Source organism: Rhizobium sp. WSM4643 (assembly GCF_025152745.1).
Lineage (GTDB): Bacteria > Pseudomonadota > Alphaproteobacteria > Rhizobiales > Rhizobiaceae > Rhizobium > Rhizobium leguminosarum_I.
In genome coordinates, this window is sequence record NZ_CP104040.1 from 4,324,131 (window position 1) to 4,350,002 (window position 25,872).

24 protein-coding genes and 1 riboswitch are annotated in these 25,872 nt (G+C 60.5%); of the genes, 6 read left to right on the forward strand and 18 right to left on the reverse strand.

Features of this window, described 5'->3' with window-relative positions; translation table 11 throughout:
* Positions 1–7 precede the first annotated feature (7 nt).
* Positions 8–1,030, reverse strand: a complete 1,023-nt coding sequence (locus N1937_RS21350; protein ID WP_162115047.1) for an aldose epimerase family protein — start codon at positions 1,028–1,030, stop codon at positions 8–10.
* A 226-nt stretch (positions 1,031–1,256) separates the two neighbouring features.
* Positions 1,257–2,180: a homoserine O-acetyltransferase MetA gene (gene metA / locus N1937_RS21355; RefSeq protein WP_162115046.1), complete on the reverse strand. Its 924-nt coding sequence runs from the start codon at positions 2,178–2,180 to the stop codon at positions 1,257–1,259.
* Between the two features lie 47 nt (positions 2,181–2,227).
* Positions 2,228–2,305: riboswitch (SAM riboswitch) on the reverse strand.
* Between the two features lie 114 nt (positions 2,306–2,419).
* Here metA and N1937_RS21360 point away from each other — a divergent pair.
* On the forward strand, positions 2,420–4,312 hold the full coding sequence (locus N1937_RS21360) for an ABC transporter ATP-binding protein/permease (protein ID WP_260056920.1): 1,893 nt from the start codon (positions 2,420–2,422) through the stop codon (positions 4,310–4,312).
* Between the two features lie 119 nt (positions 4,313–4,431).
* Here the strand turns inward: N1937_RS21360 and N1937_RS21365 are convergent, their stop codons facing one another.
* From N1937_RS21365 to N1937_RS21380, 4 genes are all read right to left on the reverse strand, one after another.
* Positions 4,432–5,058: a DUF5666 domain-containing protein gene (locus tag N1937_RS21365; protein WP_260056921.1), complete on the reverse strand. Its 627-nt coding sequence runs from the start codon at positions 5,056–5,058 to the stop codon at positions 4,432–4,434.
* 114 nt (positions 5,059–5,172) lie between these two features.
* Positions 5,173–6,993 carry an ABC-F family ATP-binding cassette domain-containing protein gene (locus tag N1937_RS21370; RefSeq protein ID WP_260056922.1) on the reverse strand — a complete coding sequence of 607 codons (1,821 nt, stop codon included), beginning with the start codon at positions 6,991–6,993 and terminating at the stop codon, positions 5,173–5,175.
* Between the two features lie 3 nt (positions 6,994–6,996).
* On the reverse strand, positions 6,997–7,653 hold the full coding sequence (locus tag N1937_RS21375) for a thiamine diphosphokinase (protein WP_260056923.1): 657 nt from the start codon (positions 7,651–7,653) through the stop codon (positions 6,997–6,999).
* A gap of 57 nt (positions 7,654–7,710) precedes the next feature.
* Positions 7,711–8,238, reverse strand: a complete 528-nt coding sequence (locus N1937_RS21380) for a MarR family winged helix-turn-helix transcriptional regulator (RefSeq protein ID WP_026154349.1) — start codon at positions 8,236–8,238, stop codon at positions 7,711–7,713.
* Between the two features lie 116 nt (positions 8,239–8,354).
* Between N1937_RS21380 and N1937_RS21385 the strand changes: the two genes are divergently transcribed.
* Positions 8,355–9,893: an MDR family MFS transporter gene (locus N1937_RS21385; RefSeq protein ID WP_260056924.1), complete on the forward strand. Its 1,539-nt coding sequence runs from the start codon at positions 8,355–8,357 to the stop codon at positions 9,891–9,893.
* 389 nt (positions 9,894–10,282) lie between these two features.
* Entirely contained in the window at positions 10,283–11,827 is a 1,545-nt protein-coding gene (locus N1937_RS21390) for a M48 family metalloprotease (RefSeq protein WP_260056925.1), read from the forward strand.
* Positions 11,828–11,877: 50 nt separating this feature from the next.
* Here N1937_RS21390 and N1937_RS21395 read toward each other — a convergent pair whose 3' ends face one another.
* From N1937_RS21395 to N1937_RS21415, 5 genes are all read right to left on the reverse strand, one after another.
* Positions 11,878–12,741: an RNA polymerase factor sigma-32 gene (locus N1937_RS21395; protein ID WP_012759432.1), complete on the reverse strand. Its 864-nt coding sequence runs from the start codon at positions 12,739–12,741 to the stop codon at positions 11,878–11,880.
* 377 nt (positions 12,742–13,118) lie between these two features.
* Entirely contained in the window at positions 13,119–13,691 is a 573-nt protein-coding gene (locus tag N1937_RS21400) for a CarD family transcriptional regulator (RefSeq protein WP_003543775.1), read from the reverse strand.
* A gap of 393 nt (positions 13,692–14,084) precedes the next feature.
* A complete protein-coding gene (fdxA, locus tag N1937_RS21405) occupies positions 14,085–14,423 on the reverse strand; it encodes a ferredoxin FdxA (protein WP_026154348.1) in 339 nt (112 codons plus the stop codon).
* Between the two features lie 194 nt (positions 14,424–14,617).
* Positions 14,618–15,022: an RNA-binding S4 domain-containing protein gene (locus N1937_RS21410; protein ID WP_017966113.1), complete on the reverse strand. Its 405-nt coding sequence runs from the start codon at positions 15,020–15,022 to the stop codon at positions 14,618–14,620.
* Positions 15,023–15,024: 2 nt separating this feature from the next.
* Positions 15,025–18,297 (reverse strand): helicase-related protein, encoded by a 3,273-nt coding sequence (locus N1937_RS21415; RefSeq protein ID WP_260056926.1) that lies wholly within the window; start codon positions 18,295–18,297, stop codon positions 15,025–15,027.
* Between the two features lie 808 nt (positions 18,298–19,105).
* Here N1937_RS21415 and N1937_RS21420 point away from each other — a divergent pair.
* The gene (locus N1937_RS21420) at positions 19,106–19,261 is read left to right on the forward strand and encodes a DUF3309 family protein (protein ID WP_017962528.1); all 156 of its coding nucleotides are present in this window, start codon (positions 19,106–19,108) and stop codon (positions 19,259–19,261) included.
* A 27-nt stretch (positions 19,262–19,288) separates the two neighbouring features.
* Positions 19,289–19,549: a YMGG-like glycine zipper-containing protein gene (locus tag N1937_RS21425; protein ID WP_017966111.1), complete on the forward strand. Its 261-nt coding sequence runs from the start codon at positions 19,289–19,291 to the stop codon at positions 19,547–19,549.
* 412 nt (positions 19,550–19,961) lie between these two features.
* On the opposite strand, the gene N1937_RS21430 is transcribed toward N1937_RS21425, so the two are convergent.
* Positions 19,962–20,687 (reverse strand): beta-ketoacyl-ACP reductase, encoded by a 726-nt coding sequence (locus tag N1937_RS21430; protein ID WP_017962530.1) that lies wholly within the window; start codon positions 20,685–20,687, stop codon positions 19,962–19,964.
* A 71-nt stretch (positions 20,688–20,758) separates the two neighbouring features.
* Entirely contained in the window at positions 20,759–21,940 is a 1,182-nt protein-coding gene (locus N1937_RS21435; protein WP_260056927.1) for an acetyl-CoA C-acetyltransferase, read from the reverse strand.
* Between the two features lie 238 nt (positions 21,941–22,178).
* Here N1937_RS21435 and phaR point away from each other — a divergent pair, with 238 nt between their 5' ends.
* A complete protein-coding gene (gene phaR, locus N1937_RS21440) occupies positions 22,179–22,751 on the forward strand; it encodes a polyhydroxyalkanoate synthesis repressor PhaR (RefSeq protein ID WP_003543798.1) in 573 nt (190 codons plus the stop codon).
* Here phaR and N1937_RS21445 read toward each other — a convergent pair.
* The 5 genes from N1937_RS21445 to mtgA all read right to left on the reverse strand — a co-directional run bounded on the left by N1937_RS21445 (position 22,746) and on the right by mtgA (position 25,856).
* Positions 22,746–23,153 (reverse strand): hypothetical protein, encoded by a 408-nt coding sequence (locus tag N1937_RS21445; RefSeq protein WP_003543801.1) that lies wholly within the window; start codon positions 23,151–23,153, stop codon positions 22,746–22,748. The two genes, phaR and N1937_RS21445, sit on opposite strands and share 6 nt — an antisense overlap.
* A gap of 145 nt (positions 23,154–23,298) precedes the next feature.
* The gene (rpmF, locus tag N1937_RS21450; protein WP_003543812.1) at positions 23,299–23,484 is read right to left on the reverse strand and encodes a 50S ribosomal protein L32; all 186 of its coding nucleotides are present in this window, start codon (positions 23,482–23,484) and stop codon (positions 23,299–23,301) included.
* A 155-nt stretch (positions 23,485–23,639) separates the two neighbouring features.
* On the reverse strand, positions 23,640–24,287 hold the full coding sequence (locus N1937_RS21455; protein WP_222279792.1) for a glutathione S-transferase family protein: 648 nt from the start codon (positions 24,285–24,287) through the stop codon (positions 23,640–23,642).
* Positions 24,288–24,300: 13 nt separating this feature from the next.
* Positions 24,301–25,023, reverse strand: a complete 723-nt coding sequence (locus N1937_RS21460) for a DUF1868 domain-containing protein (protein WP_162115036.1) — start codon at positions 25,021–25,023, stop codon at positions 24,301–24,303.
* A 95-nt stretch (positions 25,024–25,118) separates the two neighbouring features.
* A complete protein-coding gene (gene mtgA, locus N1937_RS21465) occupies positions 25,119–25,856 on the reverse strand; it encodes a monofunctional biosynthetic peptidoglycan transglycosylase (RefSeq protein ID WP_162115035.1) in 738 nt (245 codons plus the stop codon).
* Between the last annotated feature and the right edge of the window lie 16 nt (positions 25,857–25,872).

Here is a 25,872-nt window from a genome sequence, read left to right on the forward strand (position 1 = left end):
AGGATGCTCAGTTCTTGGTGAAGATATAATCCGTCTCCTGGCGCAGCACTTCGCCGGGGCGCAGCACTGCATTCGGAAAACCTTGGTGATTGATGGCATCCGGCCAGACCTGCGTCTCCAGGCAGAAGCCGGCGAACGGGCCGTATTTGCGCCCGCCGATGCCGGGAGCCGCGACATCGAGCTTGAAGCCGGCATAGAACTGCACGCCTGGCTCCGTGCTGCGCACTTCCAGCGACACACCGGAATAAAGGCTGCGGGCAAGCGCGACGCTCCGCTTGGCGGTACGCTCGCCCGACAGGCAGAAATTATGGTCGTAAAACGCTTGTTCACTGCCGACGAAACGCTTCATCGGCGCCATCTCGCGGAAATCGAATTCCGTGCCCTCGACGGGACGGATCTCACCGGTCGGCACCTGCTTTTCATCGGTCGGCAGATAATGATCGGCGGCTATCATGATGTCATGGCCAAGCGCATCTTCGCGGCCGTCGAGGTTGAAATAGGCGTGCTGGCAGACATTGGCGAGCGTCGGCTGGTCGCTGGTCGATTCGTAGATGATCGACAGTTCACCGTTGCCATGCACCCAGAAAGTCGCCTGGATGGTGCAATTGCCGGGATAGCCGGCGCGGCCATCCGGATCGACGATCTTCAGCACCACGCGGTCGACGTCATGCTCGACGATCGTCCAGTTGCGTTTGGCGATATTGTCGCTGCCGCCATGCAGATGCGTGACGCCGTTTTCATTCGGCTCGAGCTGATAGTCCTTGCCGTCAAGCGTGAACCTGCCGCCGCCGACGCGGTTGGCGCAGCGGCCTGGCGTTGCGCCGAAGTAGGACGAATAGAGCGGGTAGCTGTCGAAATCGTCGAAGCCGAGCTGCAGCGGCGCGTCATGTCCCTCGAGGCGCAGATCCTGGATGACCGCACCCCAGCTGATGATCTTGGCCGTCAGCCCGCCGCCTTTGATCTCGACCCGATAGACGGTCTCGCCCGCCTTCGTTCGCCCGAAAACGTCCCGCTCCAACTTATCCGACATGATCGACCGTCCATTCTATCTCTGCTGCAAATTCCTCAATTCGGAACCGATTTGAGGAATTTGCAGCGATTCAACATGTGCATTGCACGTCCAACGAAGACGCGCGGTGCTGTAGGCTTCAGGACAGGAACCTGCCCGCATTTGCTTCGATCCGCAACCGATGGATCGGAAAGAAAAGCCGCAGCATCGAGGCAGTGGCATCGGCTCGCGGCGCGATCGGCAACGGTCAGAGATCCGTGCCGATCTCTTCCACATCAAAGGGCGTCGTCTGATAGATTTCGTTGATCCAGTTGCCGAACAGGAGATGCGCATGGCTGCGCCAGCGGTTCTGCGGCGCAAGCGCCGGATCGTTATGGGGGAAGTAATTGTGTGGCATCTTGATCGGCACGCCGGCGTTGACGTCGCGGAAATATTCGTCGGAAAGCGAGGTGGAATCATATTCGACATGGTTGAACATGTAGAGCCGCCGGCCCCGCTTCTCGTGCACGAGGCACACGCCCATCTCGGCTGATTCCATCAGGATCTCCAGACTTTCGGATTTTTCGATATCGGCGCGGCGCACTTCGGTCCAGCGCGACACCGGCACTTCGAAATTGTCGGAAAAGCCGTTGAGATAGATCGAGGAAGGTTTCAGGTTCCGATGGCGGTAGACGCCGAAGGCCTTCTCTTTCAGCTCGTATTTCGGAACGCCGTGAAAATGATAGATCGCCGCCATCGCGCCCCAGCAGACGTTCATCGTCGAATGGACATTCGTTTCCGTCCAGTCGAGAATCTCCTGCATCTCCGCCCAATAGGTGACGTCCTCATACGGCAAAAGCTCGATCGGCGCCCCGGTGATGATGAAGCCGTCGAACTTGCGGTGCTTTACCTCCTCCCAGGTCTGGTAGAAGGCAAGCAGATGGTCCTCGGACGTATTCTTCGCCTTGTGGCCGCCGATGCGGATGAGCGACAGCTCCACCTGCAGCGGCGAGGCGCCGACCAGGCGGGCCATCTGCAGCTCGGTCTTGATCTTGTTCGGCATGAGGTTGAGCAGCCCGATCTGCAACGGCCGAATATCCTGACGGATCGCCAACGTCTCGGTCATCACCCGCACGCCCTCCTGAACCAGGGTTTCGAAGGCGGGCAGCGTATCGGGGATCTTGATGGGCATTGCGGTCACTCGATCAAAAACAAAAACCGGCGGCGACAAAAATCGCTACCGGTCCGCACGCGGCCCTTTAGCGACTTTTTTAACGTGGCTGCAAGCCGGCCGGCCAAATCACCACGGAGGCCTTAATTAGACCCAGTCGAATTGCGAATCAACTGGCGAATGCATGCAGGAGAGACTCATGCAAGCATCATCACACTTTAATGACTGATAGAATCTGTTGATAGACCGGTAACGCCACCATGTTATTAATGGGAGCATGGGCGGTGTGGAAAAGCGTAATGGCAGATAAAATCGAGAGGGGGCCGGGCATCCGAAGGCAGGATAGGGTAGGGTATGATTTCAGCCTGACATATCGCCTCGGCGTCATGTTCTCAGCATTCTGGAATTCGGAAGTGCGTGGCAAGGTGCTGTTTCTGGCGACGGTGCTGATCCTCGTCATCCTGGCGACATCCTATGGCCAGGTGATTTTGAACGAGTGGAATGCTCCCTTCTATGATTCGCTGGAGCGCCGCGACCTCGGCGAATTCTTCCACCAGCTCGAAATCTTCGCGATGATCGCCGGCACACTGCTGCTGCTCAACGTGCTGCAGGCCTGGCTGAACCAGATGACGGCGCTCTATATGCGCGAAGGCTTGTCGCGCGATCTCGTCGACCAGTGGCTGAAGCGCAAGCGGGCGCTGCGGCTCGCTTCCAGCGGCCTGATCGGCGTCAATCCGGACCAGCGTCTGCACGAGGATTCCCGCAACCTCGCCGAAAGCACGACAGGGCTGGTTCTCGGCCTGCTGCAGTCGACCATTCTCCTGGTGAGCTTCATCGGCGTGCTCTGGGAGCTTTCGAGCGGCTTCATCTTCCGCATCAGCGGCCACAGCTTCTCCATTCCGGGCTACATGGTCTGGGCGGCGATTTTCTATGCCGCTTCCGCCTCGGTGCTCAGCCAGGTCGTCGGCCGCAAGCTAGTGAAGCTCAATGCCGATCGTTTTTCGAAAGAGGCCGAGCTTCGCTTCACGCTGATGCACGCCAACGAAAACATGCCGGCAATCACCGTTGCCCGCGGCGAGGAAAACGAGCGCCGGCGCATCAACACCGATATCAGCTCGGTGCTGAGGGTCGTCAAGCGGCTCGCCATGGCCAATACCAATCTTACCTGGGTTTCAGCCGGCTACGGCTGGCTGGTGATCGTCATCCCGATCATCGTTGCCGCCCCCGCCTATTTCTCCGGCGGCCTCACCCTCGGCCAGCTGATGATGTCCGTCGGCGCCTTCAATCAGGTCAACACGGCGCTGCGCTGGTACGTTGCCAATTTCGGCCCGATCGCCGAATGGCGTGCCACGCTGATGCGCGTCACCGATTTCCGCCAGGCGCTGGTCGAGATGGAAGAGGACTTCAACCTGAAGGACAGCATAGCCTATGAAAACGCCGCGCCCGGCACGCTGACGCTGAAGGATGTGGTGATCATCGCTAAGATCGGCGAAGACATCGATGAATGCGGCGGTTTCCGCCTGCTTGAAACCGATGTCGTGATCAAGGCCGGCGACAAGATCATGATCAACGGCGATCACAGCGTCAACCGTAAGCTGCTGTTCCAGGCGATGGCCGGCCTCTGGCCGTGCGGCAGCGGCACGATGGGTCTGCCGCCGATCGACGATATGGTGTTCGTTCCGCAGGTTGCCTACGTTCCCGGCGGTTCGCTGCGCGAGGCGTTGGCCTTTCCCGAAAGCCCGGAGAAATACGAGAAAGCGGCCGTCGAGGCGGCCCTCGAAAAGGCCGGCCTGCATTCGCTGGTCGCAAGGCTCGATACCCGTGCCCGCTGGGACAAGCTGCTCGACAGCGACGAACAGAAGGCGATTGGCTTTGCGCGCCTGCTGCTCGTGCGCCCCCGCTGGATCATCTTCGAGGAAGTCCTGGAAGGCATGGAGCCGGAATGGCAGGAAACAATGGCCAAACTGCTCACCTCCATGCCTGAAAGCAGCATGATCTATATCGGCCGCTCCGAGGCCTATCTCGAGGCACTGAAGCCGCGCGTGCTGCATCTGCAGGCGCTGCCGTCAAAATCCGAGGAATCGCCGCCTGTCGTCCAAGCCGGCGCCAGCGCCAGTGCCGGCGCTGCCGCCGTCCCCGCGCCGGCGCTGTAAAACGCCGCTGCTACCGGCGTTGCAGCGCCCTTTGCCCGTCTGAAAAGACGTGCGGCACCAGGGAATCTAGCGATTCGGTCTAACGGCGATGCGTAAAACAAAGATGCGCAGCGCATCCGTCACATGGGTGGTATGACGCCGTTGAGGCCGACGGCGATCTGGCTGGCGGAGATGCTGCCGTCCGCCCCCTTCTCGCCAGTGACGACAACGCCGGCGCCGGGCTTCAGATCATCCTTGGTCGCAGGCGCCAACGTCACGATCGGTGTGCCATCGGCAATCGAGATAGTCTTTTCCTTGCCCTCATAGGTCAACGTGATCGTGTGGCCGTCGACGGATTTGACGGCGTTGCTGACGGTCGCGTTCGTCATCTGGCTGTTCCGCTGCGCATCCCAGGGACGGTTGCCCTCACCGGTTCCCTTCATCGACGCCGGAAAGATCAGTACCTCGATCGCCCCGTCCGGGCCCGTGCCCTTCGGAAGCGAGGCGACGCCGACGAAATCGCCGGGTTTGATATCCTCGACGGAAGCTTTTTTGATACCGCCGACCTTCCAGCCGGCTTTCAGCGCGACCGTCGCATCGTTGCCCTCGCGCGTCCTGACGACGAGCGTATCGCCGCTGAGGCTTTCGATTGCGCCGCGAACACGAATGCGCTGGGCGTCTTGCGCTTGTGCGGCTTGTGACAGGGCAAGCGCGACGCCGCCGGCCGCAAGTGCTGTGAGAAAACGGGAATGCGGCTTGCGAGACATATGACTATTCCTTGTCGCCATTACGATCGGCAATATCCCCGGCTGCCGGACGGCACCTTATGCCGCAGGACGACACACCGACGAATCAAGGAAAAGTGAGCCGCGAGAGAAGGTTCAGCCTTCCAATTCTTCCCGCAGCATTTCGAGCTCCAGCCACTCCTCTTCCATCTTTGTCAGGCTGGCGCGCAGTTTTTCCATCTCGCGGGCAAGGCGATTGAAGGCTGCGGGATCGCGCGTGAAAAGATTGGGATCTGCCATCACCTGTTCACGCTTGGCGATTTCGGCTTCGGCCTTCGCCATCTCCTTCGGCAGGTTTTCCAACGCGAATTTCTGCTTGAAGGATAGCTTGGCCTTCGAGCTCCCGGCGGAAGGCGCTGCCTCCTGCGTCTTCGGCTTCTCCGCCGCCTTCTCGGCTTTTCTGCGCTCCTCGAGCGCGCCCTTGCGCTGTACAAGCATATCCGAATAGCCGCCGGCATATTCGATCCAGCGACCATCCGGCGCATCCGGCACGGCGGGTGCAATCGTCGAGGTCACGGTGCGGTCGAGGAAATCGCGGTCGTGGCTGACGAGAATGACAGTGCCGGGAAAGCCGGCGACAATCTCCTGCAGGAGATCGAGCGTTTCGATATCGAGATCGTTGGTCGGTTCGTCGAGGATCAAAAGGTTTGTCGGGCGCGAAAGGATGCGCGCCAGCATCAGCCGGGCGCGTTCGCCGCCGGAGAGGTTTCTGATCGGCGTACGCGCCTGTTCCGGCTGGAACAAAAATTCCTTCATGTAGCCGGTGACATGGCGCTGCTCGCCGTTGACGAGCAGGTTTTCGCCGCGCCCATCCGTCAGATAGTTGGCAAGCGTATCCTCGGGGTCGAGATCCTCGCGTTTCTGGTCGAGCGTCGCGATCTCCAGATTGGTGCCGAGCTTGACGATGCCGCTATCCGGCGAAAGCTGCCCGGTCAGCATCTTCAGCAGCGTCGTCTTGCCGGCGCCGTTCGGTCCGACCAGACCAATGCAGTCGCCGCGATGCACGCGGATCGAAAACGACGTGACGATTGCCCGCTCGCCGAAGCTCTTGGTGATCTTGTCGGCTTCGATCACCAGCTTGCCGGATTCCTGCGCGTCCGAAACCGTCGCCTGCACTGTGCCCTGCGGCCCTTTATGGCCGCGATAGTTCGAGCGCATCGTCTGCAGCTCGCCGAGACGGCGCATGTTGCGCTTGCGCCGCGCCGTGACGCCATAGCGCAGCCAATGCTCCTCGCGCTCGATCGACTTGCCGAGCTTGTGCTGCTCCAGCTCCTCGGCCTCCAGCACCTGGTCGCGCCAGGCTTCGAAATGCGCAAAGCCGCGGTCGAGCCGGCGCGAGGTGCCGCGGTCGAGCCAGACGGTTGCCGTCGAGACCTTTTCGAGGAAACGCCGGTCGTGCGAGATCAGCACCAAGGCGCTGCGGGTCTTTTGCAGCTCGCCTTCCAACCATTCGATGGTCGGCAGGTCGAGATGGTTGGTCGGTTCGTCGAGCAGGAGAATGTCCGGCTCCGGTGCCATAACCCGGGCAAGAGCTGCGCGCCGCGATTCGCCACCGGACAGCATTCTGGGGTCTTCGTCGCCGCTCAGCCCGAGATGCGACAGCAGATAGGTGACACGATAGGGGTCATCGCCCGGGCCGAGGCCGGCCTCGGCATAGGCCTGCACCGTATTGAAGCCGGCAAAATCCGGCGCTTGTTCGAGATAACGCACCGTCGAGGACGGATGGCGGAAGACCTCGCCGGACTGCGCCTCGACCAGGCCGGCGGCAATCTTTAGCAGCGTCGATTTTCCCGAGCCGTTACGGCCGACGAGACAGATCTTGTCACCGGGCTCGATCTGCAGGCCAGCACCCGCCAGAAGCGGTGCACCGCCGAAGCTCAGGAAGATATCGTCGAGTTTCAGAATGGGAGGGGCCAAAAATCAGACTCCGGAAAGATCATAGGGCCGGGCGAGCACGATTGCCCGGCCGCTGCGGAGCGAAAAGCGAACGGTGCCTTCCGCAACATTGGAAATCGTGCGCGACGAGCCGAAAGGCAGATGGAAATCTGCCAGCGGATAACGCGCATTCTCGATGGAAAGCCCTCTCAGCTCGCTGAATCCGGGCACGGAAAACAGGCTGCCTTTGGGAAGGTCCAGTTCGATCGTACCGGCAACCAGCGGCACTGCCTCTTCCTTGCCCGAGGTCAGCAGCAGGTCGAAACCCTCTTCCGCCAGGCTGACGGCCGACAGCAGATGCTGAAGCGTGTGGTCGGAACGTTCACCACCGAGCGCACCGGCGAGGATCAGCCGCCGAGCGCCCCGCGCGATTGCTTCCGCCACTGCGATTTCGCCGTCCGTCGCCGCCTTTGCCGCCGGATAAGGCTGTTTCGGCACATCGGGAAATGCACCGGCGAGATCATCAGGCGTCGAATCGAAATCGCCGACCCAGAGCTCCGGCGTAATACCGAGGGCTGCCGCATGCCGCATGCCGCCATCGGCCGCAATGAAGCGGCTGTCTTCGATGGCATGGCGCAGGCGTTCCGTCAGGCTGAGTTCGCCGCCAAGGAGAATGGTGAAGGTGGATTGGCTCATGGGCATTGCCCTTAGCGCAAACGAGGGGTCGAGGGGAAGGGCCGGCGAACGACGGCGTCTGCCTCAGCCCGGCGTATCCTTGTCGCGCGACAGGAAGACCGCCTCGTAACCGCCGATGAAGCGCTCGAAAAGCGCTGCGAAGCGCTCGACATCTTCCTGCGGCCAGTCGGAAACGATCTCGGAAATGATCGCAAGTTTCTGCGCGACGATCTCGGCAAGCAGGTCCTGGCCGACCTCGGTCATGACGACGACGATCCGCCGCGCATCGGCCTGCGAGGCCTCGCGGCGCAGCACATTGCGCCCAACCATGTCGGCCACCACCCGGCTTGCCCGTGACGGATCGATGCGCAGCATCTCCGCGATCATGCCGACGGTGACCTCGCCGGCAGGCTGCGCCTTGCGCACGGCATCGAGCACGTCGAGATGCGAAAGCTCAAGGCCCGGTGCAGCACTCTGGATCGCCAGCCGGCCGATCAGCCGCCGCCCGGTCATCAGCCGCATGCGCGCCATGCTCCGGCCGATACGCGGCACATTTTCACGATCCGGCTCGGCCGGCTCCGCAGAAAGGGTCTTGGTCAGGATTTCGCTCATCACAGGACTATAACAGAGCCGATTCAAAAATTGAATATGCCGATGTCATTAATGTGCCATTGACAACTATATGCTGTTAGCACATAAAAGCACATCAACCCGGAACGATGCCTTCCATGGACATGCAACTCGCGCCTGCGCCGCTCGTGACGGATCCTCGCCGACGGCTTATTCTCTTCTTCTTCCTGATGACGGCCATGTTCATGGCGACGCTCGATAATCAGATCGTCTCCACGGCTCTGCCGACGATCGTCGGCGAATTCGGCCATCTCGAGCGCTTCGGCTGGATCGGCTCGGCCTATCTCCTGTCGCTGAGCGCCGTCATGCCGGTCTATGGCAAGCTTGGCGATCTGTTCGGCCGCAAATACGTGATGATGACGGCGATCATGATCTTCACCGTCGGATCGACAGTCTGCGGCCTGGCGGTCTCGATGGACACGCTGATCGCCGCCCGCGTGCTGCAAGGCCTTGGCGGCGGCGGCATCATGGTGTCGATCTTCGCCGTCAACGCCGACCTGTTCGAGCCGCGCGAACGGGCTCGCTACCAAAGCTATTCCAGCCTCGTGCTGATGGCATCGGGCGCAATCGGCCCCGTGCTCGGCGGCACGATGAGCGATCTCTTCGGCTGGCGCTCGATCTTCCTCGTCAACGTGCCGATCGGCTTCGTCGTGCTCATCGGCCTTGCCTTCATGCTGCCGTACCGCAAACCGCATCGCCGCCCCAGGATCGATTATGCCGGTGCGCTCCTGCTTGCCATGACGACGACAAGCATCGTGCTTGCCACCGACAGCAGCGAATTGTTCGGCGCGTTGATCTCGCCTGAGAGTATCGGCATCGTCGCCTTCGGCGTCGTCTGCGCCGTCACCTGGGTGTTCGTCGAGCGCCGCGCGCCGGAACCGATCGTTCCCCTGCAGCTGTTTCGCAATTCGACCTTCAGCCTGCTCCTGGTGATCTCGATCATGGGCGGCGCCATCGCCATCGGCATGGTCAATTATCTCGCCCTCTTCCTGCAGACCACGACCGGCCTTTCGCCGTCTGCCGCCGGCCTGCTCTTCATCCTCCTCACCGGCGGCCTCGTCTGCGGGTCGCTTTCCGCAGGCCGCATCATCTCGATAACGGGGCGCTACAAGCCCTTCGCCATCGCAAGCCTCATCTGCAGCGCCACCGCCTTTGCGCTGATGTCGCAGATCCACGCCGGAACGCCGATCGCCTTCATCGGCGCGATCATGATGCTGCATGGCATCGGCATCGGCCTTGCCCAGCAGGTTCCCATTATCGGCATACAGAATGCAGCACCCGTCCGCGACGTCGGCGCCGCCACCGGCTCGGTGACGCTGTCGCGCATGGGCGGCGCCTCGATCGCCATTTCCATCTACGGCGCGATCATCGCCTCTGAGCTCGGCAAGGTCGGCGTCTCCATTCCCGGCGTCGCCGATATCAAGCAGCTGACGCCGAAAATGATGGCCGCCCTTCCCGAAGCGAGCCGCCAGGCCGTCGCCGAGACCTATGCCGCCGCTTTCTCGCCGCTGTTCATGACCTCCTGCGCCATTGCGCTGATCGGCCTTGCCGCCGCCATCATGCTGAAGCCTGTGCAGCTGCCCCGCGCCGGTGAGACGACGAAGCCGCAACCGACGGCGGCGGAAGCTGCGGAATAGTCGAATCACGACGGCGAGAGAATGCTCATCGGAAGGCGTTCCTTCTCGATGAATATATCATTGGTTGCAATTTTCTCGCAGGATTGTTGCTATCGGACCGGTTGCTTCAATCGGGTCGTTCTTTTTCCGCGCCGTCGACGAATCTCCGCGTTGTGACGGAACTTTCGCCATAATTTCATCCGAGCGAAGGGAGGCCCTGATGCCTGAGGCTTGCCAAAATGCAACGGCGCCACATTTAAACAGAGTCTCGCTATGCAACCGATGCGTAAATCAGCTACAGCAAGGACTTGTATCGGCCGATTGTGCAGTGCGAGATCAGGGGTGCGTCCCTGTTGAATTCCCTTTGCCATGGTCGGTCCGAATCTGCGGCAAACCGGCAAAACAGCGACATGATGCGGAGAAACAGCCTGGACAGCTTGACGACGTGGAAATCGCCCGCGCTTTCCAGTGATGCCATCTCCGCGCCGCAGCGTTTCGCCCGTCGCCTGATGCTGTTTTCGGCCGTCGCAATGGCACTGAATGGCTGCCAAACGCTGATCGACCAATCCTATCAGGCGAGTGTTTCGCCTTCTTCCAATCCGCAGATCGTCGACGAGGTGCAGAAGAACGATCCGCGCGCGGCGATGGGCGCTCGTGAGCATCCGCGCATCGTAGCAAGCTACGGCGGCGAATATAAGGACGCCAAAACCGAGCGCCTCGTCGCCCGCATCGCCGGCGCCCTGACGGCGGTGTCGGAAAATCCGAGCCAGTCCTACCGCATCACCATCCTGAATTCGCCGGCGATCAATGCCTTTGCGCTGCCGGGGGGTTATCTCTACGTCACCCGCGGCCTGCTCGCCCTTGCCAACGATGCCTCGGAAGTCGCCGCCGTGCTGTCGCACGAAATGGGCCACGTGACCGCAAACCACGGCATCGAGCGGCAGAAGCGCGAGGAGGCTGAGGTCATTGCCAGCCGCGTCGTCGCCGAGGTCCTCTCCAGCGACATCGCCGGCAAGCAGGCGCTTGCCCGCGGCAAGCTGCGGCTCGCCGCCTTCTCCCGCCAGCAGGAGTTGCAGGCCGATGTCATTGGTGTTCGCATGCTCGGCGAAGCCGGCTACGACCCGTATGCCGCTGCCCGTTTCCTCGATTCGATGGCCGCTTACAGTCGTTTCATGTCGGTTGATCCCGAAGCCGACCAAAGCCTCGATTTCCTGTCGAGCCATCCGAATTCGGCGCAACGCATAGAGCTTGCCCGCACCCACGCCCGGGCCTTCGGCCAGGAAGGCTCGGTCGGCGACAAGGGCCGTAATTATTATCTCGACGGCATAGATGGACTGCTCTACGGCGACAGCCCCGAAGAAGGTTATGTGCGCGGCCAGACCTTCCTGCATGGCGGCCTCGGCATCCGTTTCGACGTGCCGCCGGATTTCCATATCGACAACAAGGTCGAGGCGGTGATGGCCACCGGCCCGAACGACATCGCCGTCCGTTTCGATGGCGTCGCCGACAATCAGAACCAGAGCCTCACCAACTATATCTCCAGCGGCTGGGTGACCGGCCTCGACCCGTCGACCATCCAGCCGATCACCATCAACGGCATGGAAGCAGCCACCGCGCGCGCCAGCGCCGACCGCTGGGATTTCGATGTCACCGTGATCCGCAACAATTCGCAGATCTTCCGTTTCCTGACCGCCGTGCCGAAAGGCAGCGACGCCCTTGAGCCAACGGCCAGTGTCTTGCGCGCGAGTTTCCGCCGCATGACGCCCGCAGAGGCAGCCTCGCTGAAGCCGCTGCGCATCCGCGTCGTCACCGTCCGGCCGGGTGAGAATATCTCGACGCTCGCAGCCCGCATGATGGGCACAGACCGCAAGCTCGATCTCTTCAAGCTCATCAACGCCCTGCCCACGGGTGCAGCCGTTTCTACAGGCGATCGCGTCAAGATCATCGCCGAATAAAAAGGCCCGGCTTGCGCCGGGCCAGTCTGTGCTGCTGGAGGGGATAGGCTTCAGGCGTAGGCCGCCATATGCGGATCGGCGCTGACGAGCGCGCTGCGAAGCTTCTCCATCGCCCGGCTTTCGATCTGACGCACACGTTCCTTGGAAATACCGAGATCGGCGCCAAGTTCTTCAAGCGTGGCACCGTCCTCCGCCAGACGCCGGGCGCTGATGATCTTCATCTCGCGTTCGTTGAGATGTTTCAGCGCCGAGGCTAGCCAGACGCGGCGGCGCTCACCGTCGATCATGTTGGACACCTGCTCGTCCGGCAGGGGATCGTCGCTGACGAGGAAGTCCATCTTCTCCGCACTCTCGGCATCGCCGGAGACCGAAGGCGCCTGCAGGGAAGCGTCGTTGCCGGAAAGCCTGGCATCCATCGTTTGCACATCGGAGAGGCTGACGCCGAGGGCCGCGGCGATTTCCTGGTGAATGGATTGCAGCGTCAACTGCGTGTCACCCTTGGCGAGTTTGGCGCGAAGACGGCGCAGATTGAAGAACAGCGCCTTCTGCGCCGAACTCGTACCGCCGCGCACGATCGACCAGTTGCGCAGAATATAGTCCTGGATTGAAGCCCTGATCCACCAGCTTGCATAAGTCGAAAAGCGCACGTCGCGCTCCGGCTCGAAGCGAGCGGCGGCTTCCAGCAGGCCAACATAGCCCTCCTGCACCAGATCGCTCATCGGCAGGCCGAAATTGCGGAATTTGCCGGCCATGGATATGACGAGGCGCATATGGGCCATGGCGATCTGGTTGCGCGCGCCGCGGTCGTCGTGATCCTTCCAACGGGTGGCGAGATCGTGCTCTTCCTGACGGGCGAGATAAGGGGCGGCCATCGCGATTTTGATCATGCGCCGATCTGCAGACATGTTCTTCATTTCGATCTCCCGAAACAGGCCTCTCGCCCTGAAATGAACAATAAAACTCATCTTCCGGAACATCGCTGTCCGGATTGAATGGTGTTCTGAATGCATAAAAGCCTCGCCCCTGGACTTTTCAGGGGGAGGCCCTATTTCTCATCATGTGCCGGTAAGACGGCTGGGCTGGACCTGTTTCTTCACCTTGCCGGATTGGCAATATAGAAAAGGCATGATCCGCTCCTCATCGAACATTGACGGAATAGCAGTTCGCTCGCTGAGGCATTGCCCGACGAGCAGTCCGCAATTACGTATGTTAAACGCGGCAGTCGGAAAAAAGTTCCAATAAAAAAACCCGGCGCGAAGGCCGGGTTTTTTGATGGAAAAACAGGGTCGCTTTATGCGGCTTCGTCCTGTGAATCGTCTTCTTCGATCGCCTTGCCCCGCTTCGGACCCTTGTTGAGATTGGTCTCAACGAGGCGGACGGCTTCTGTTTCCGACATCTTGTTGACGGCGGCGATTTCGCGCGCCATGCGATCAAGGGCAGCCTCATAAAGCTGGCGCTCGGAATAGGACTGCTCGGGCTGGTTCTCGGCACGATAGAGATCGCGCACGACTTCAGCGATGGAAATCAGGTCGCCGGAATTGATCTTCGCATCATATTCCTGGGCGCGGCGGGACCACATGGTACGCTTGACGCGTGCCTTGCCCTGCACAACCTTCAAAGCACGCTCGACGAAATCCGTTTCCGAAAGCTTGCGCATACCGATGCTCATGGCCTTGGCGACCGGAACCTTCAGACGCATCTTGTCCTTCTCGAAATCGATAACGAAAAGTTCGAGCTTCATGCCGGCAACTTCTTGCTCTTCGATAGCGGTGATGGTACCGACGCCATGAGCGGGGTAGACAATCGATTCACCGGTCTTGAAGCCGTGACGTGCTGTAGAAGGCTTTTTCTGCTGAGTCGTCATTCTATTCAAAAACTCCCTGTTACGCTTCCGGCGGCGGCCGGAGCCGGGTCAGTCAGGCCCGGGTGAGACGGTAGTATCCGTCGGGTGACTTCACTCTGGTCCCATCGGGCAAAAGCAAAGACTTCTTGCGCTCGATCTTGGGACCCGGCGCTCAAAGCGTTGATATGTCACGGAAACCGTGTACGGATTTGTTTTGCTTTCGTGATGGTTTTGGGCATGCGTCATGCCACAAATGGAACAGTAGACGAAACCTATCATAAAAATATGAGGAAATCAATAATTTGCTTCGCTTGAGTCATGCGGGCAACACATGTCACCCATATGCCTCACGCAGCTTTTAAAACGTTTTGCCCGACGGTCGCCCGAATCCGGCGACCGAATGTAGGCGCTGTCTCAATCGCCGGAACCGGGCTTGTCGGAGAAATACTTCTCGAATTTTCCGGTCTCGCCATCCATTTCCTTGGCCTCGGGCAACGGGTCCTTCTTGATCGTGATATTCGGCCAGATCGTGGCATATTCGGTGTTGATCTTCAGCCATTTGTCGAGGCCCGGCTCAGTATCGGGCTTGATCGCCTCGGCGGGACATTCCGGTTCGCAGACGCCGCAATCGATGCATTCGTCAGGATGGATGACGAGGAAATTCTCGCCTTCATAAAAGCAGTCGACAGGGCAGACTTCCACGCAGTCGGTGTATTTGCACTTGATGCAATTGTCGGTCACGACATAGGTCATGAAGAACTCCAGGATTTCCATGCGGATGGGGCCGGGCAACCTGGAACGTCGCGCCTATCCCCGTGCCGGAGGAAAAGCGTGAGCAGGCTTGGGAGGCAAGCACGCTTCCGGCAGGTTGTCAGTGACGTATCGGCTTTAGCGCCGGATTTCAAGGATAAACGATCTGCAAAAACCGCCGCCGCAGACAGAGTTTTCTAATCCTCGTCCGACATCAGCCTGTCGATTGCACGTCTTTCCTTTTTGGTCGGACGGCCGGCGCCGGTCGCCCGGATCGCCTGCTCGTAGGGTGTGAGACGTTTTGCCTCATCCGGCGGCGGGGATTGGTCGTCGTAGAGCAGGCGCGCCTCCTCGTAAGGACCGCGCCGCTCGCCGGCAAGGCGCATGACGAGAACGACATCGCGCCGCTCCAGCGTCAGCTCGATACGGTCGCCCGGCTTGACCATCTGGCTCGGATGGCTGCAGCGCTCGCCGTTGATGCGCACATGGCCCGATTGGATATGGCTCTGCGCCAGCGAGCGCGACTTCACCATGCGCGCGAAGAACAGCCACTTGTCGATGCGCTGGCGCGAACCGCTTGTCGGCTGTGTCTCCCCGCTCATGATTACTTCTTCATCTGCTCCTTGAGAGCTGCAAGCTTGGCGAAAGGCGAATCCGGATCGATCGGCTTCTCCTTGCGCGGTGGCTTGGCCTCGAAGCGCAGCGGCTGCGAGCCGCTGCGATTGTTGTTGCGGTCGTTACGATCGTTACGCTCGCCGCGATCCTTGCGATCGCCACGATCCTGCCGGTCGCCGCGCGGCTGGTCGCCCCGTGGTTGATTGTTGCGGTCGCCTCTTGCCTGCTGCGGTCGGCCGCCATCGCGACCGGCGCCGTCCTTGCCGCGGTTCTGGCGATTGTTGTCGCGGCCGTCGCCACCGCGATTGCCCTCGCCGCCTTCACCGCCGCCCGGCCGGCGATTGCGGTCGCCGCGCTCCTGGCTTTGACCGCGCTGCTCGCCCTGGCCGCCACGGCGTTCGCCATGCCCGCCACGCGCCTGGCGCTGATTGTCGTTGCGACCGCCAAGACGCCACAGAAGAACCGGCTTCGGTTCCGCCGGCTCGCCGGCTTCCCCGGAAGCAGGTACTGCTTCATCGGAAGCCGATACCGCTTCCGCAGGAGCCGAGGTTTCCCCGGCAGCTGAGGCTTCCGCAGGAGCGGATGTCTCGATCGGTTCGGCCGGAGCGGCGATTTCCAACCCTTCCGCCACGGGCGCGTCGGCGACTGCCGAAGCCGCCTCGGTTGCGGGGGGCTCGGCAGCAGTCTCTTCTGCCGCGCCGTCGGCATCGTCGTGGTCGGCCTTTTCGGCTGTTTCTTCCGCGGGCGCTTGCGCGCTGGCGGCGGGCGCTGAGGCTGCATCCTGCGTCGCAAGATGTGCCGACGCTTCTTCCGCCTTCACGGCATCGGCGCGATAGCCGAGACCCTTGAGGATTTCTTCCATGTCCTCGAGTGTCGCACCGAGGATCGACAGCATCGCCGTCGTCGTCGTGAAGCGGCGGCCGTCATAGGCGCCCTCCGGACGGTTGTTCTGACCGGGCTTCCATTGCAGCAGCGGACGGATGATATCGGCAAGCCGTTCCAGGATGTCGATACGCACGGCACGCTTGCCGAGGAAACGGAAGCCGGCGAGCTTGTAGAACATCCGCTCGAAGCTCGGATCGGTGACGACGGAGGTGCGGCCGGCGGCAAGCACGGGAATGAGATCGCCGTAGCCCGGCTTGTCCAAACCGTCGTTCTTCAGCGCCCAGAGCAGCGTGATGAGTTCGGCCGGCGCCGGCTTCAGAAGGGCCGGAACGAAGATATGATAGGCGCCGAAACGCACGCCGTAGCGGCGCATGGAGGCGCGGGCTTCCTGGTCCAGCGACTTCACCTCCTCGGTCACGTCGCGGCGGAACAGCACCCCGAGATTCTCGACGAGCTGGAAGGCAAGCCCCTTGGCGAGCCCTTGCAGGTCCTCGGCGCGCGACAGATCGTCGAGCGGCTTCAGCACCGTGCTGATATGATGATTGACGAAGCGCTCGATGCGCGCGGCAACGTGATCGCGGGCATTGCCCGTCAATTGCTCGTCGGCCAGCAGGATCACGCGCGGACGCATGATGTGATCGCTGCCCGAAAGCCGCGCCACCGGGTCGCCCAGCCAACGGATCAACCCATCCGAACCGATCACCAGATCGCTGTTACCGGCGGCATGCATCCGGGCCGCGCGGGCTTCGAACTCGAGCCCGAGCGCCTTCTGCGACGCAGCCTGAACCGCCTTGGCATCCGGCCCGTCCGTTCCCGCCACCGGCGTGAAACGGAATCCGCTCAACTGCCCTACATGATGTCCTTCAACGAAGACATCGCCATTCACACTGATTTCAGCTTCCAGCATCGCATTCTCTCTCAGGCGCTTCATGAGCACAGATGTCCTGCGATCAACAAAGCGTTTCGTCAACCTTTCATGTAACGCGTCGGACAATCGATCTTCGATTTCCCGCGTCTTTTCCTGCCAGTGTGTCGGATCGGCAAGCCAACCGGGCCGATTCGAAACGTAGGTCCAGGTCCTTATCTGCGCGATTCGCGCCGAAAGCGTGTCAATTTCGCCATCTGTTCGATCGGAGCGATGAACCTGCTCCGCAAGAAACTGCTCGTTCACCGTGCCATAGCGGACGAGATCGGAAAAGAGGGTCGAGATAAGATCGGCATGTTGTGCTGGGGTGATACGCCGATAGTCGGGAAGCGCGCAAGCCTCCCAGAGTTTTTCGACGCGCGCCGGCCTGTCGGCGAGATCGATGACCTCGGGATAACGCGAAAGCTGCTCCAGCGCCTGCTGGTCGACCGCAGGCAGCGCCCGCGTCAGCCCCGGCACGCGCGGCCCGACCTCAAGGCTGGCGCGCAGCGACGCGATTGAGGAGAAGTCCATCTCCGTCGTCCGCCACTGCAAAACCTTGACGTTATCGAACTCGTGTCCTTCGATGCGCTGCACCAGCTCGTCGTCAAAAGGCGAGACTTGTCCGGTGACGCCGAAGGTCCCGTCTCGCACGTGCCGCCCGGCGCGGCCAGCGACCTGGCCGAGTTCGCCCGGATTGAGATTGCGGAACTGGTAACCGTCGAATTTCCGGTCCTGGGCAAAGGCGACGTGATCGACATCGAGGTTGAGGCCCATGCCGATCGCATCGGTCGCCACCAGGTATTCGACGTCGCCCGCCTGATAGAGCGCCACCTGCGCATTGCGGGTGCGCGGGCTGAGCGCACCGAGCACGACCGCCGCGCCGCCGCGCTGCCGGCGAATGAGCTCGGCGATGGCATAGACCTCGTCGGCGGAGAAGGCGACGATGGCCGAGCGCTGCGGCAGCCGGGTGATCTTCTTCTGCCCGGCATAGAAAAGATGCGAAAGCCGCGGCCGCTCGACGATTGTGATGCCGGGCAGGAGCTGCTGCAGGATCGGCCGCATTGTCGCCGCGCCGAGCAACAGCGTTTCCTCGCGGCCGCGAAGATGCAGGATGCGGTCGGTGAAGATATGGCCACGCTCGAGATCGCCGGCGAGTTGCACCTCATCGATCGCGACGAAGGCGGCTCTGGTCTCTCGCGGCATCGCCTCGACAGTGCAGACGGAAAAACGCGCATTGGGCGGCGAAATCTTTTCCTCGCCGGTGACCAGGGCCACATTCTGTACGCCGACCTTCTCCACCACCCGCGTATAGACCTCGCGCGCCAGCAGCCGGAGCGGCAGGCCGATCACGCCCGTTCCGTGCGCGACCATGCGCTCGATGGCATAATGGGTCTTGCCGGTATTGGTCGGCCCGAGCACCGCGGTCACACCGCGCCCGCTCAGAATCATCGGCTGCGAAGTCAGAGTCATGGGTCCATGCAAATGAGGCGGGTGGCCCCAGGAAAATCTCGGCTCCTCGGTGGAAGCAGAGAACACATGGACAGCTGCCGCCGCAAACGCAAGGGCAGATTTCAAAATGCCTCGGGGATTACGACCTTTGCGAGTCGTGCGGAATGCCCGAATTTCCGATTCGGAACAGCGTGAGAACGAATCAGCGACGAATCGCTGACTCCCGCTGATTCAGCTTTTGTTCACGGCTAAGTATTGATTTTGAATCACTTTTTCCCACTAGATGCTGAATCATGAGACTCTCTCCCGTTTGCATTTTCGAGATCGCGGTGACGATTCCCGCCCCGATGTTGAACGGGTGAATATCCGCCCGAAATTAACCTCTCGACCAAAGCCGGAACGAATCGGAGACGAATCGCTGACTCGGCCATTTTCACCTTTCGTTCACGGCCACATCTGGTAGCGACTGCAGGTCCGGGTGCTAGATGCGGATCGATGATAGATCCCTTTGCCCTGCCTCGTTGTATGGGCATTAATCTTTCGAGAGCCGGATTCAGACGGCGTTAAGTCAAAGGCGGCTCATATTGGGGCCCCGATCAAACACGGAACGAATCGCTGACGAATCGGCGACATCGCGATTTTCCCGATTTGTTCACCGCAACATATTGTATTTACATGTCTTTTTAACCATAATGGCAATTTCCGGAAATAACGGAACCTAAACCGTGAATCAGGCGCCGTCACATTTCCGGAGCTTAACCGGGAACAAAAATCGCCAATGTGTGTTTCTCGTCCATCCAAATTGCCGATGAAATGAAGGAAACACACCATGCTTGGCACAATACTTCTTATTATCCTCATTCTGCTCTTGATCGGAGCCCTGCCGAATTGGGGTTATAGCCGTGGCTGGGGCTATGGACCTTCCGGCGGTTTGGGGCTAGTTCTCGTGATTATCATTATCCTTGTACTAATGGGCCGCATCTAAAGCCCAACTAACCTGGGGAGTTACGACATGATGAAGAAGATTGTTCTTATTGGTGCCCTCGTCGGCGCCTTGGCATCCTGCACACCAACCGAGCAAGGTACGGCGATCGGCGCCGGCACCGGCGCGGTTATCGGCGGTGCCGTTACCAATAGCTGGGGTGGTGCCGCCGTCGGCGCCGTTGCCGGCGGCCTGACCGGCGCTCTGATCGGCCAGTCGGTCGAACGCCGCGGCTACTGCGTCTATCGCGACCGCTACGGCCGCCGCTACGAGGCTCGTTGCCGCTACTGATCGGCAAGCATATCGGACTCCCAACGGGCGCTTCGGCGCCCGTTTTTCTTTTGGCTGCCACATCCGTCAACGTAACGTTGACAATTGGTTGCGAAAGTCAAATCTACCGCCGCCAAACGGCCAGGCACATATTTCCTTTACGAGCGCAACGGATAGGCAAAGCCGCCCGGCGCACCGGAAAGGAAACGTTTCCATGATTCACACTTTGCTGAATTCCCTCGTCGCCGTTCTCATCGCGTCGGCTTTCCTGGCGACCGCGATATCAGTCCTCAGCAGCGAAGATCGCTCGCTGCGCAAAGTGCCGGCCAGTGTTCGGCCACAGCGACGTCCATAAACAGAGATTGGCGCGTTCAGCCGGACGCGCCAATTGCTTTGAATCTGATCTCTACTGTCGACTCCAAGACAGAAATGTCTAGGCGAAGAACTGTCCGCCATTGGCCGTCAGCGTCGAACCGGTGATGAAACCGGCATCGTCGGAGACGAGGAAGGTGACGCAGCGCGCGATCTCTTCCGGTTCGCCGAGACGGCCGACGGGAATCTGCGGAATGATGCGTTCGTTCAGCACCTTCTCCGGCACGGCAAGGACCATTTCCGTTCCGATGTAACCGGGGCAAATGGCGTTGACGGTGATGTTCTTGTTCGCCCCTTCCTGGGCCAGCGCCTTGGTGAAACCGAGATCGCCCGCCTTGGCCGCCGAATAGTTCACCTGGCCCATCTGGCCCTTCTGCCCGTTGATCGACGAGATATTGACGATACGGCCGAAGCTTCGGTCACGCATGCCGGTCCAGACCTGATGCGTCATGTTGAACAGGCCGGTGAGGTTCGTATTGATCACCTCGTGCCACTGCTGCTGCGTCATCTTGTGGAACATCGCGTCGCGGGTGATGCCGGCATTGTTGACGAGGATTTCGACCGGACCGATCTCGCTTTCGACCCTGGCAATTCCCTCGCCGCAGGCGAGGTAATCCGAAACATCCCATTTGAACACCGGAACGCCGGTAACGTCGTGGAAGGCTTTGGCCTTCTCGTCGTTGCCGGCATAGCTGGCAGCGACCCTGTATCCGGCATTTTTCAGTGCCATGGATATTGCCGCGCCGATGCCGCGTGTGCCCCCGGTGACCAAAGCCACTCTGCTCATGTTCCGCTCCCCTATTGTTTTTCGCCCCGCCGCGTGGCGGGATCTTCAATCAAACATGGATCGTATGCTATTTAAAGCGCCTCAAAGCACATGGCCACACCCATGCCACCGCCGATGCAAAGCGTGGCGAGACCTTTCTTCGCGCCGCGGCGCTTCATTTCGAACAGCAGCGTGTTGAGAATGCGCGCGCCGGAGGCGCCGATCGGATGGCCGATCGCAATCGCCCCGCCATTGACGTTGACGATCGACGGATCCCACCCGAGATCCTTGGTGACGGCGCAGGCTTGCGCCGCGAAGGCCTCGTTGGCTTCGACGAGATCGAGATCCTTCACCGACCAGCCGGCCTTCTCGAGCGCCTTGCGCGAGGCCGGGATTGGTCCGGTGCCCATGATCTGCGGATCGACACCCGCCGTTGCCCAGGAAACGATGCGGGCGAGCGGCTGGATGCCGCGCCGGACCGCCTCCGCTTCGCTCATCAGCACCGCCGCAGCGGCACCATCGTTGAGGCCGGACGCGTTCGCGGCGGTGACCGTGCCGTCCTTGTCGAAAGCCGGGCGCAATTTCCCCATCGCCTCCAGCGTGGCGCCGTGACGGATATATTCGTCGGCATCGACCGTAACGTCGCCCTTACGTGTCGTGATGACGTAGGGGATGATCTCGTCGACAAAGCGACCGGCTTTCTGCGCTGCCTCCGCCTTGTTCTGCGAACTGACGGCGAACTGATCCTGGTCGTCGCGCGAAAGCTGCCACTGGCGCGCAACATTCTCGGCGGTGATGCCCATGTGGTAGCCGTGGAAAGCGTCGGTCAAGCCGTCCTTGATCATCGTGTCGATCATCTTCATGTCGCCCATCTTGACGCCGCCGCGTAAGTGCGCGGCATGCGGCGCCATCGACATGGATTCCTGGCCGCCGGCAACGATGATCTTGGCGTCGCCGGTGGCGATCTGCTGCATGCCAAGCGCCACCGCGCGCAGGCCCGAGCCGCAGAGCTGATTGACGCCCCAAGCCGTCGCTTCCTTCGGAATGCCGGCCTTCATCGCCGCCTGGCGGGCCGGGTTCTGGCCCTCGCCGGCGGAAAGCACCTGGCCGAGGATCACCTCGTCCACCTCGCCGGGATCGACGCCGGCGCGCTCGAGAGCGCCCTTGACGACGGCCGCCCCGAGCTCATGCGCGAGGACTGTCGCGAAAGCGCCGTTGAAGGCGCCGACTGCTGTTCGCCCTGCACTGGCGATGACGATGGATGGATTGCTCATGGGGACGCTCCTCGTTTTCGTCTCACTTACATAAGTGGAAACTGGCAAAGCTTGGAGCACAAGTCAAACGCGAAGACCGGCAGCCGTCATTTTTAGGCAAAGCCCGTCAAAGCCCGATTCATCTGCTCTGTGAAAGGTTTGCCGCATCGCACAAAGAGATTGTCACCGGGCTTCTTTTGCGTTTACAGTCTCAAATGGAGGAATATCCATAAATCAGACGGGGGTCCAGGAGACTGATATGGCGAAGCATGAGGGTCAGATCGTTATCAAGAAATACGCCAATCGCCGCCTATACAACACGGGCACCAGCACCTACGTGACGCTGGAAGACCTGGCGGAGATGGTGAAGAAGGGCGAAGAATTTACCGTACAGGATGCAAAAAGCGGAGATGACATCACCCATTCGGTGCTGACCCAGATCATCTTCGAACAGGAATCGAAGACCGGCAACACGTTGCTCCCGATCTCCTTCCTGCGCCAGCTCATCACCTATTACGGCGATCAGATGCAGATGGTCGTGCCGAGCTTTCTCGAACATTCGATGCGCTCCTTCACCGAACAGCAGGCCCAGATGCGCGAGCAGGTGACCCGCGCCTTCGGCGAAACGCCGCTCGGCAAGAACCTGCAGTTGCCGATGCAGATGGTCGAGGACCATGTTCGCCGCAACACCGAGCTGTTTCAGCAGGCGATGCAGATGTTCTCGCCCTTCATGACGCCGCCCGCCAAGGAAAGCCGCAAGGCCGAGGCCAAGGATATCGACGAGTTGAAGGAACAACTCCGCGCTCTTCAGAACAAGCTCGACAACCTATAATCCGATCGACACATCCCGCCCGGCGCTCCGGATCGACACGGCAAAACCGCCGATGACATCGATCAGAGCGATCGTCATCAAAATGAAGAACACCTGCGTCGCAGCATCCCGGACGAGCAAAAACTCAACCAGGAAGGCGATGAACACCAGCATCGACAGCATGTGGTTGACGAGATTGCCGGGGCCGGTTCTGGTGGCTTTGAGGATTTCGAAGAACAGCACGACAAGTGCGATGACGATGAAAAGATCGCCGAGCGCCATGCTCCAGATGGCGCCCGAGATCATCGACAGCACGATGATATCATGTTGCAGTGCCGGAATGCCGCCATCGCCCATCAGGCCCAGCATCGCGAGATTGTAAAGAATAAACGGGATAATCATTAGGGGCATGGCGGCTATCATCTGCAATCTCCCAGCGCATCATGGAAGAATACTGCCGCAAACCGTTGCCTGACTGCAAGTCATTGCAAATATTATATCGTCGATATGCAAAAGGCCGGCGTGACGCCGGCCTTGAAACTTCGATCGGACAAGCCGGATCGGGAAATTATGCGCTTTCCTTCGGCGTCAGAACCTGGCGGCCGCGATACATACCGGTCTTCAGGTCGATATGATGCGGGCGACGCAGTTCGCCGGAGTTCTTGTCTTCGACGTAAGTCGGAGCCTTCAGGGCGTCTGCCGAACGGCGCATACCGCGCTTGGACGGGCTTGTTTTTCTCTTCGGTACAGCCATTTCTCTTACTCCACTTGCGGGCAAAACATTCCCACGGCCAGACTGGCGGCCGAAACGGACATGTCGCGATTTCGGAATTTGGCGCGCTTATACATGCAAGGGGTGGCGTTGACCAGTCCCCATGCGTATTTTTTGCGAAGCCGATGATTCCGGGCTCAGACTTCGTCCTCCGGTACGATCCACGGCTCGGCGCGGGCCGCCTCTTCCCATTTTCGCCAGGCCGGATGCGCCTTCATGGTCTCCATATAGGCCAGGATGTCGTTTCGGCTGACGAGATCATAGATGTCGAACCGGTTGACGACAGGTGCAAACATCGCATCCGCCCCGCTGAACGCGCCAAACAGAAACGGTCCGCCGGATTGCTGCAGGAGGTCGCGCCAGATCGTCTCGATGCGGCTGGTGTCGGCGTCGACACCATCCGGCAACGCGATCTTGCCCTTTGGCCGGCGGATATTCATCGGGCAGGCGCTGCGCAGCGCCCGGAAGCTCGAGAGCATTTCCATCGAAACCGATCGGGCGAGCGCCCGCTCGGCCCGATCCCTCGGCAGAAGGCCGGCGTCCGGATAAAGTTCGGCGACATATTCGATGATCGCCAGCGATTCCCAGATCTTCAATGCGCCGTGCTTGAGAAGCGGCACCCGCCCGGTCGGCGAAATCGCCTTGATATTGGGATTGCCACCCGCATCGTCGAACGGGATCAGGACTTCCTCGAAATCGATTCCGGCAGCCGTCAGCGCCATCCACGGCCGGAACGACCAGGAGGAATAGTTCTTGTTGGCGATGTAAAGCGTCGGTTTGTCCATGGGCCTCTCCCGTTCAGGCTTCGAAATCGAAGATCAGCAATTCGTGGAAATGGTTCATATCCTCGAACACGCAGAATGCCGGCGGTGTCAGCTCGAAAACAACCGCCTTGCGGCGGATATCGTCGGCCACATCATCGAGCATCGCCTGCCAGCGCGGCAAGGCTTCATCCTCCAGCCGTTCGATCGCATAGGCGAAGGTTATATGGAACTTATAGTCCTCATGGTTCGGCTGGCGATAGCCGAGAAGATCGGCCAGTGCGCTGCGCCAGGCGCGCATGATCTTGCGGTCGTTCGCCGTCGCCCCGTCGACGAGCAGGCCCGACGGACGCGCTTCGACGATGGCGACCTTGAAGGGGTCAAACATCGAGAAACCTTCCAGCCTTGCCGCCATCAGCGCGGTCATGTCGTCGATGGGCGTATCGAGAGGGAGATCGCTTGGCCAGTAATCCTGCCGGCGCCTGGTCTCGATGACACCTTCGAAAAGCGTCATGTGAATGCTTGATATCGGCGTGAAGAGGAACTGCGGGGCCTCGGTCATCGCCAGATATTTTTCACGCGCTTCGATCAGCGCCGTCTGCGTCTGCGAGCCCTTCTCGAGATGACAGACGATGGTGTTGCCGGCTTCCGGCAGAAAGCCGCCGTGCTTGCCATAACGGCTGCCGAGATGGGCGGGCGGGGTCGGATTATGCGCCTTCGAATAAAAGAGAAGCTCCGGCGAAAATGTCGTGATGGTCATGGGCGAATCGGGGCTCTGGTTGGACTGCATTCGCCCATATGGCAGAACCAAGACTGTCAGATGACGCTTGCCGGTTTCAATGACAAGTTCTGATGTCAATCATAGATGCACCTGATGTAATCGCCCGAACCTTGCCCGCGTCTCTCGATGACGCCCGCGAGCCGGCGAAGGCCTCGTCCGGGCTTGCCGGCATTGCGGTCGATCGGGTTTGGCAGCGAGACGGCAAGCAGCGATGCCTGGCGCCGCGTGAGCTTCGAGGCGGGCACCTTGAAATGATGCTGGGCCGCCGCTTCGATGCCGTAGATGCCGGGACCCCATTCGGCAATGTTGAGATAAATTTCCATCAGCCGTCGTTTCGACAAGACGAAATCCGTGGTCACCGCGAGCGGAAGTTCCAGCCCCTTGCGCACGAAGGAGCGGCCGTTCCAGAGGAAGAGGTTCTTCGCCGTCTGCATTGGGATGGTACTGCCGCCGCGCGTCGCCTGACCTTTCAGCGTATCCTCGACCAGCATGCGCATTTCCGCCCAGTCGACGCCGCCGTGAAAGCAATACTGCCCGTCCTCCGACATCATCACCGACTGCACCGCAACTGGGGCGATTTTATCAAGCGATACCCATTGCCTGTCGTAACCACGCAGCAGCACGAGATCGCGCAGCATCAGCGTCGAGACGGGGTGAATGAAGGGCAACAGATAGAAAAAGATCAACGCATAGGGAAGGATCAGCACGATCAGCATGGCAACAACGATGCGTTTCAACACACGCCGGTCTTCGAACCATCGCCGACGAGCCGGCATGTCGACGCTGTCCTCTCTCTCTGGCGCTATATCCAATGTCCCCAGTCCGATT

Coding starts and splice junctions, on each gene's coding strand:
- N1937_RS21350 (WP_162115047.1), bottom strand. CDS start 1,030: ATGTCGGATAAGTTGGAGCGGGACGTTTTCGGGCGAACGAAGGCGGGC.
- metA (WP_162115046.1), bottom strand. CDS start 2,180: ATGCCCATCAAGATCCCCGATACGCTGCCCGCCTTCGAAACCCTGGTT.
- N1937_RS21360 (WP_260056920.1), top strand. CDS start 2,420: ATGTTATTAATGGGAGCATGGGCGGTGTGGAAAAGCGTAATGGCAGAT.
- N1937_RS21365 (WP_260056921.1), bottom strand. CDS start 5,058: ATGTCTCGCAAGCCGCATTCCCGTTTTCTCACAGCACTTGCGGCCGGC.
- N1937_RS21375 (WP_260056923.1), bottom strand. CDS start 7,653: ATGCCCATGAGCCAATCCACCTTCACCATTCTCCTTGGCGGCGAACTC.
- N1937_RS21380 (WP_026154349.1), bottom strand. CDS start 8,238: ATGAGCGAAATCCTGACCAAGACCCTTTCTGCGGAGCCGGCCGAGCCG.
- N1937_RS21385 (WP_260056924.1), top strand. CDS start 8,355: ATGGACATGCAACTCGCGCCTGCGCCGCTCGTGACGGATCCTCGCCGA.
- N1937_RS21390 (WP_260056925.1), top strand. CDS start 10,283: ATGATGCGGAGAAACAGCCTGGACAGCTTGACGACGTGGAAATCGCCC.
- N1937_RS21395 (WP_012759432.1), bottom strand. CDS start 12,741: ATGAAGAACATGTCTGCAGATCGGCGCATGATCAAAATCGCGATGGCC.
- N1937_RS21400 (WP_003543775.1), bottom strand. CDS start 13,691: ATGACGACTCAGCAGAAAAAGCCTTCTACAGCACGTCACGGCTTCAAG.
- fdxA (WP_026154348.1), bottom strand. CDS start 14,423: ATGACCTATGTCGTGACCGACAATTGCATCAAGTGCAAATACACCGAC.
- N1937_RS21410 (WP_017966113.1), bottom strand. CDS start 15,022: ATGAGCGGGGAGACACAGCCGACAAGCGGTTCGCGCCAGCGCATCGAC.
- N1937_RS21415 (WP_260056926.1), bottom strand. CDS start 18,297: ATGACTCTGACTTCGCAGCCGATGATTCTGAGCGGGCGCGGTGTGACC.
- N1937_RS21420 (WP_017962528.1), top strand. CDS start 19,106: ATGCTTGGCACAATACTTCTTATTATCCTCATTCTGCTCTTGATCGGA.
- N1937_RS21425 (WP_017966111.1), top strand. CDS start 19,289: ATGATGAAGAAGATTGTTCTTATTGGTGCCCTCGTCGGCGCCTTGGCA.
- N1937_RS21430 (WP_017962530.1), bottom strand. CDS start 20,687: ATGAGCAGAGTGGCTTTGGTCACCGGGGGCACACGCGGCATCGGCGCG.
- N1937_RS21435 (WP_260056927.1), bottom strand. CDS start 21,940: ATGAGCAATCCATCCATCGTCATCGCCAGTGCAGGGCGAACAGCAGTC.
- phaR (WP_003543798.1), top strand. CDS start 22,179: ATGGCGAAGCATGAGGGTCAGATCGTTATCAAGAAATACGCCAATCGC.
- N1937_RS21445 (WP_003543801.1), bottom strand. CDS start 23,153: ATGATAGCCGCCATGCCCCTAATGATTATCCCGTTTATTCTTTACAAT.
- rpmF (WP_003543812.1), bottom strand. CDS start 23,484: ATGGCTGTACCGAAGAGAAAAACAAGCCCGTCCAAGCGCGGTATGCGC.
- N1937_RS21455 (WP_222279792.1), bottom strand. CDS start 24,287: ATGGACAAACCGACGCTTTACATCGCCAACAAGAACTATTCCTCCTGG.
- N1937_RS21460 (WP_162115036.1), bottom strand. CDS start 25,023: ATGACCATCACGACATTTTCGCCGGAGCTTCTCTTTTATTCGAAGGCG.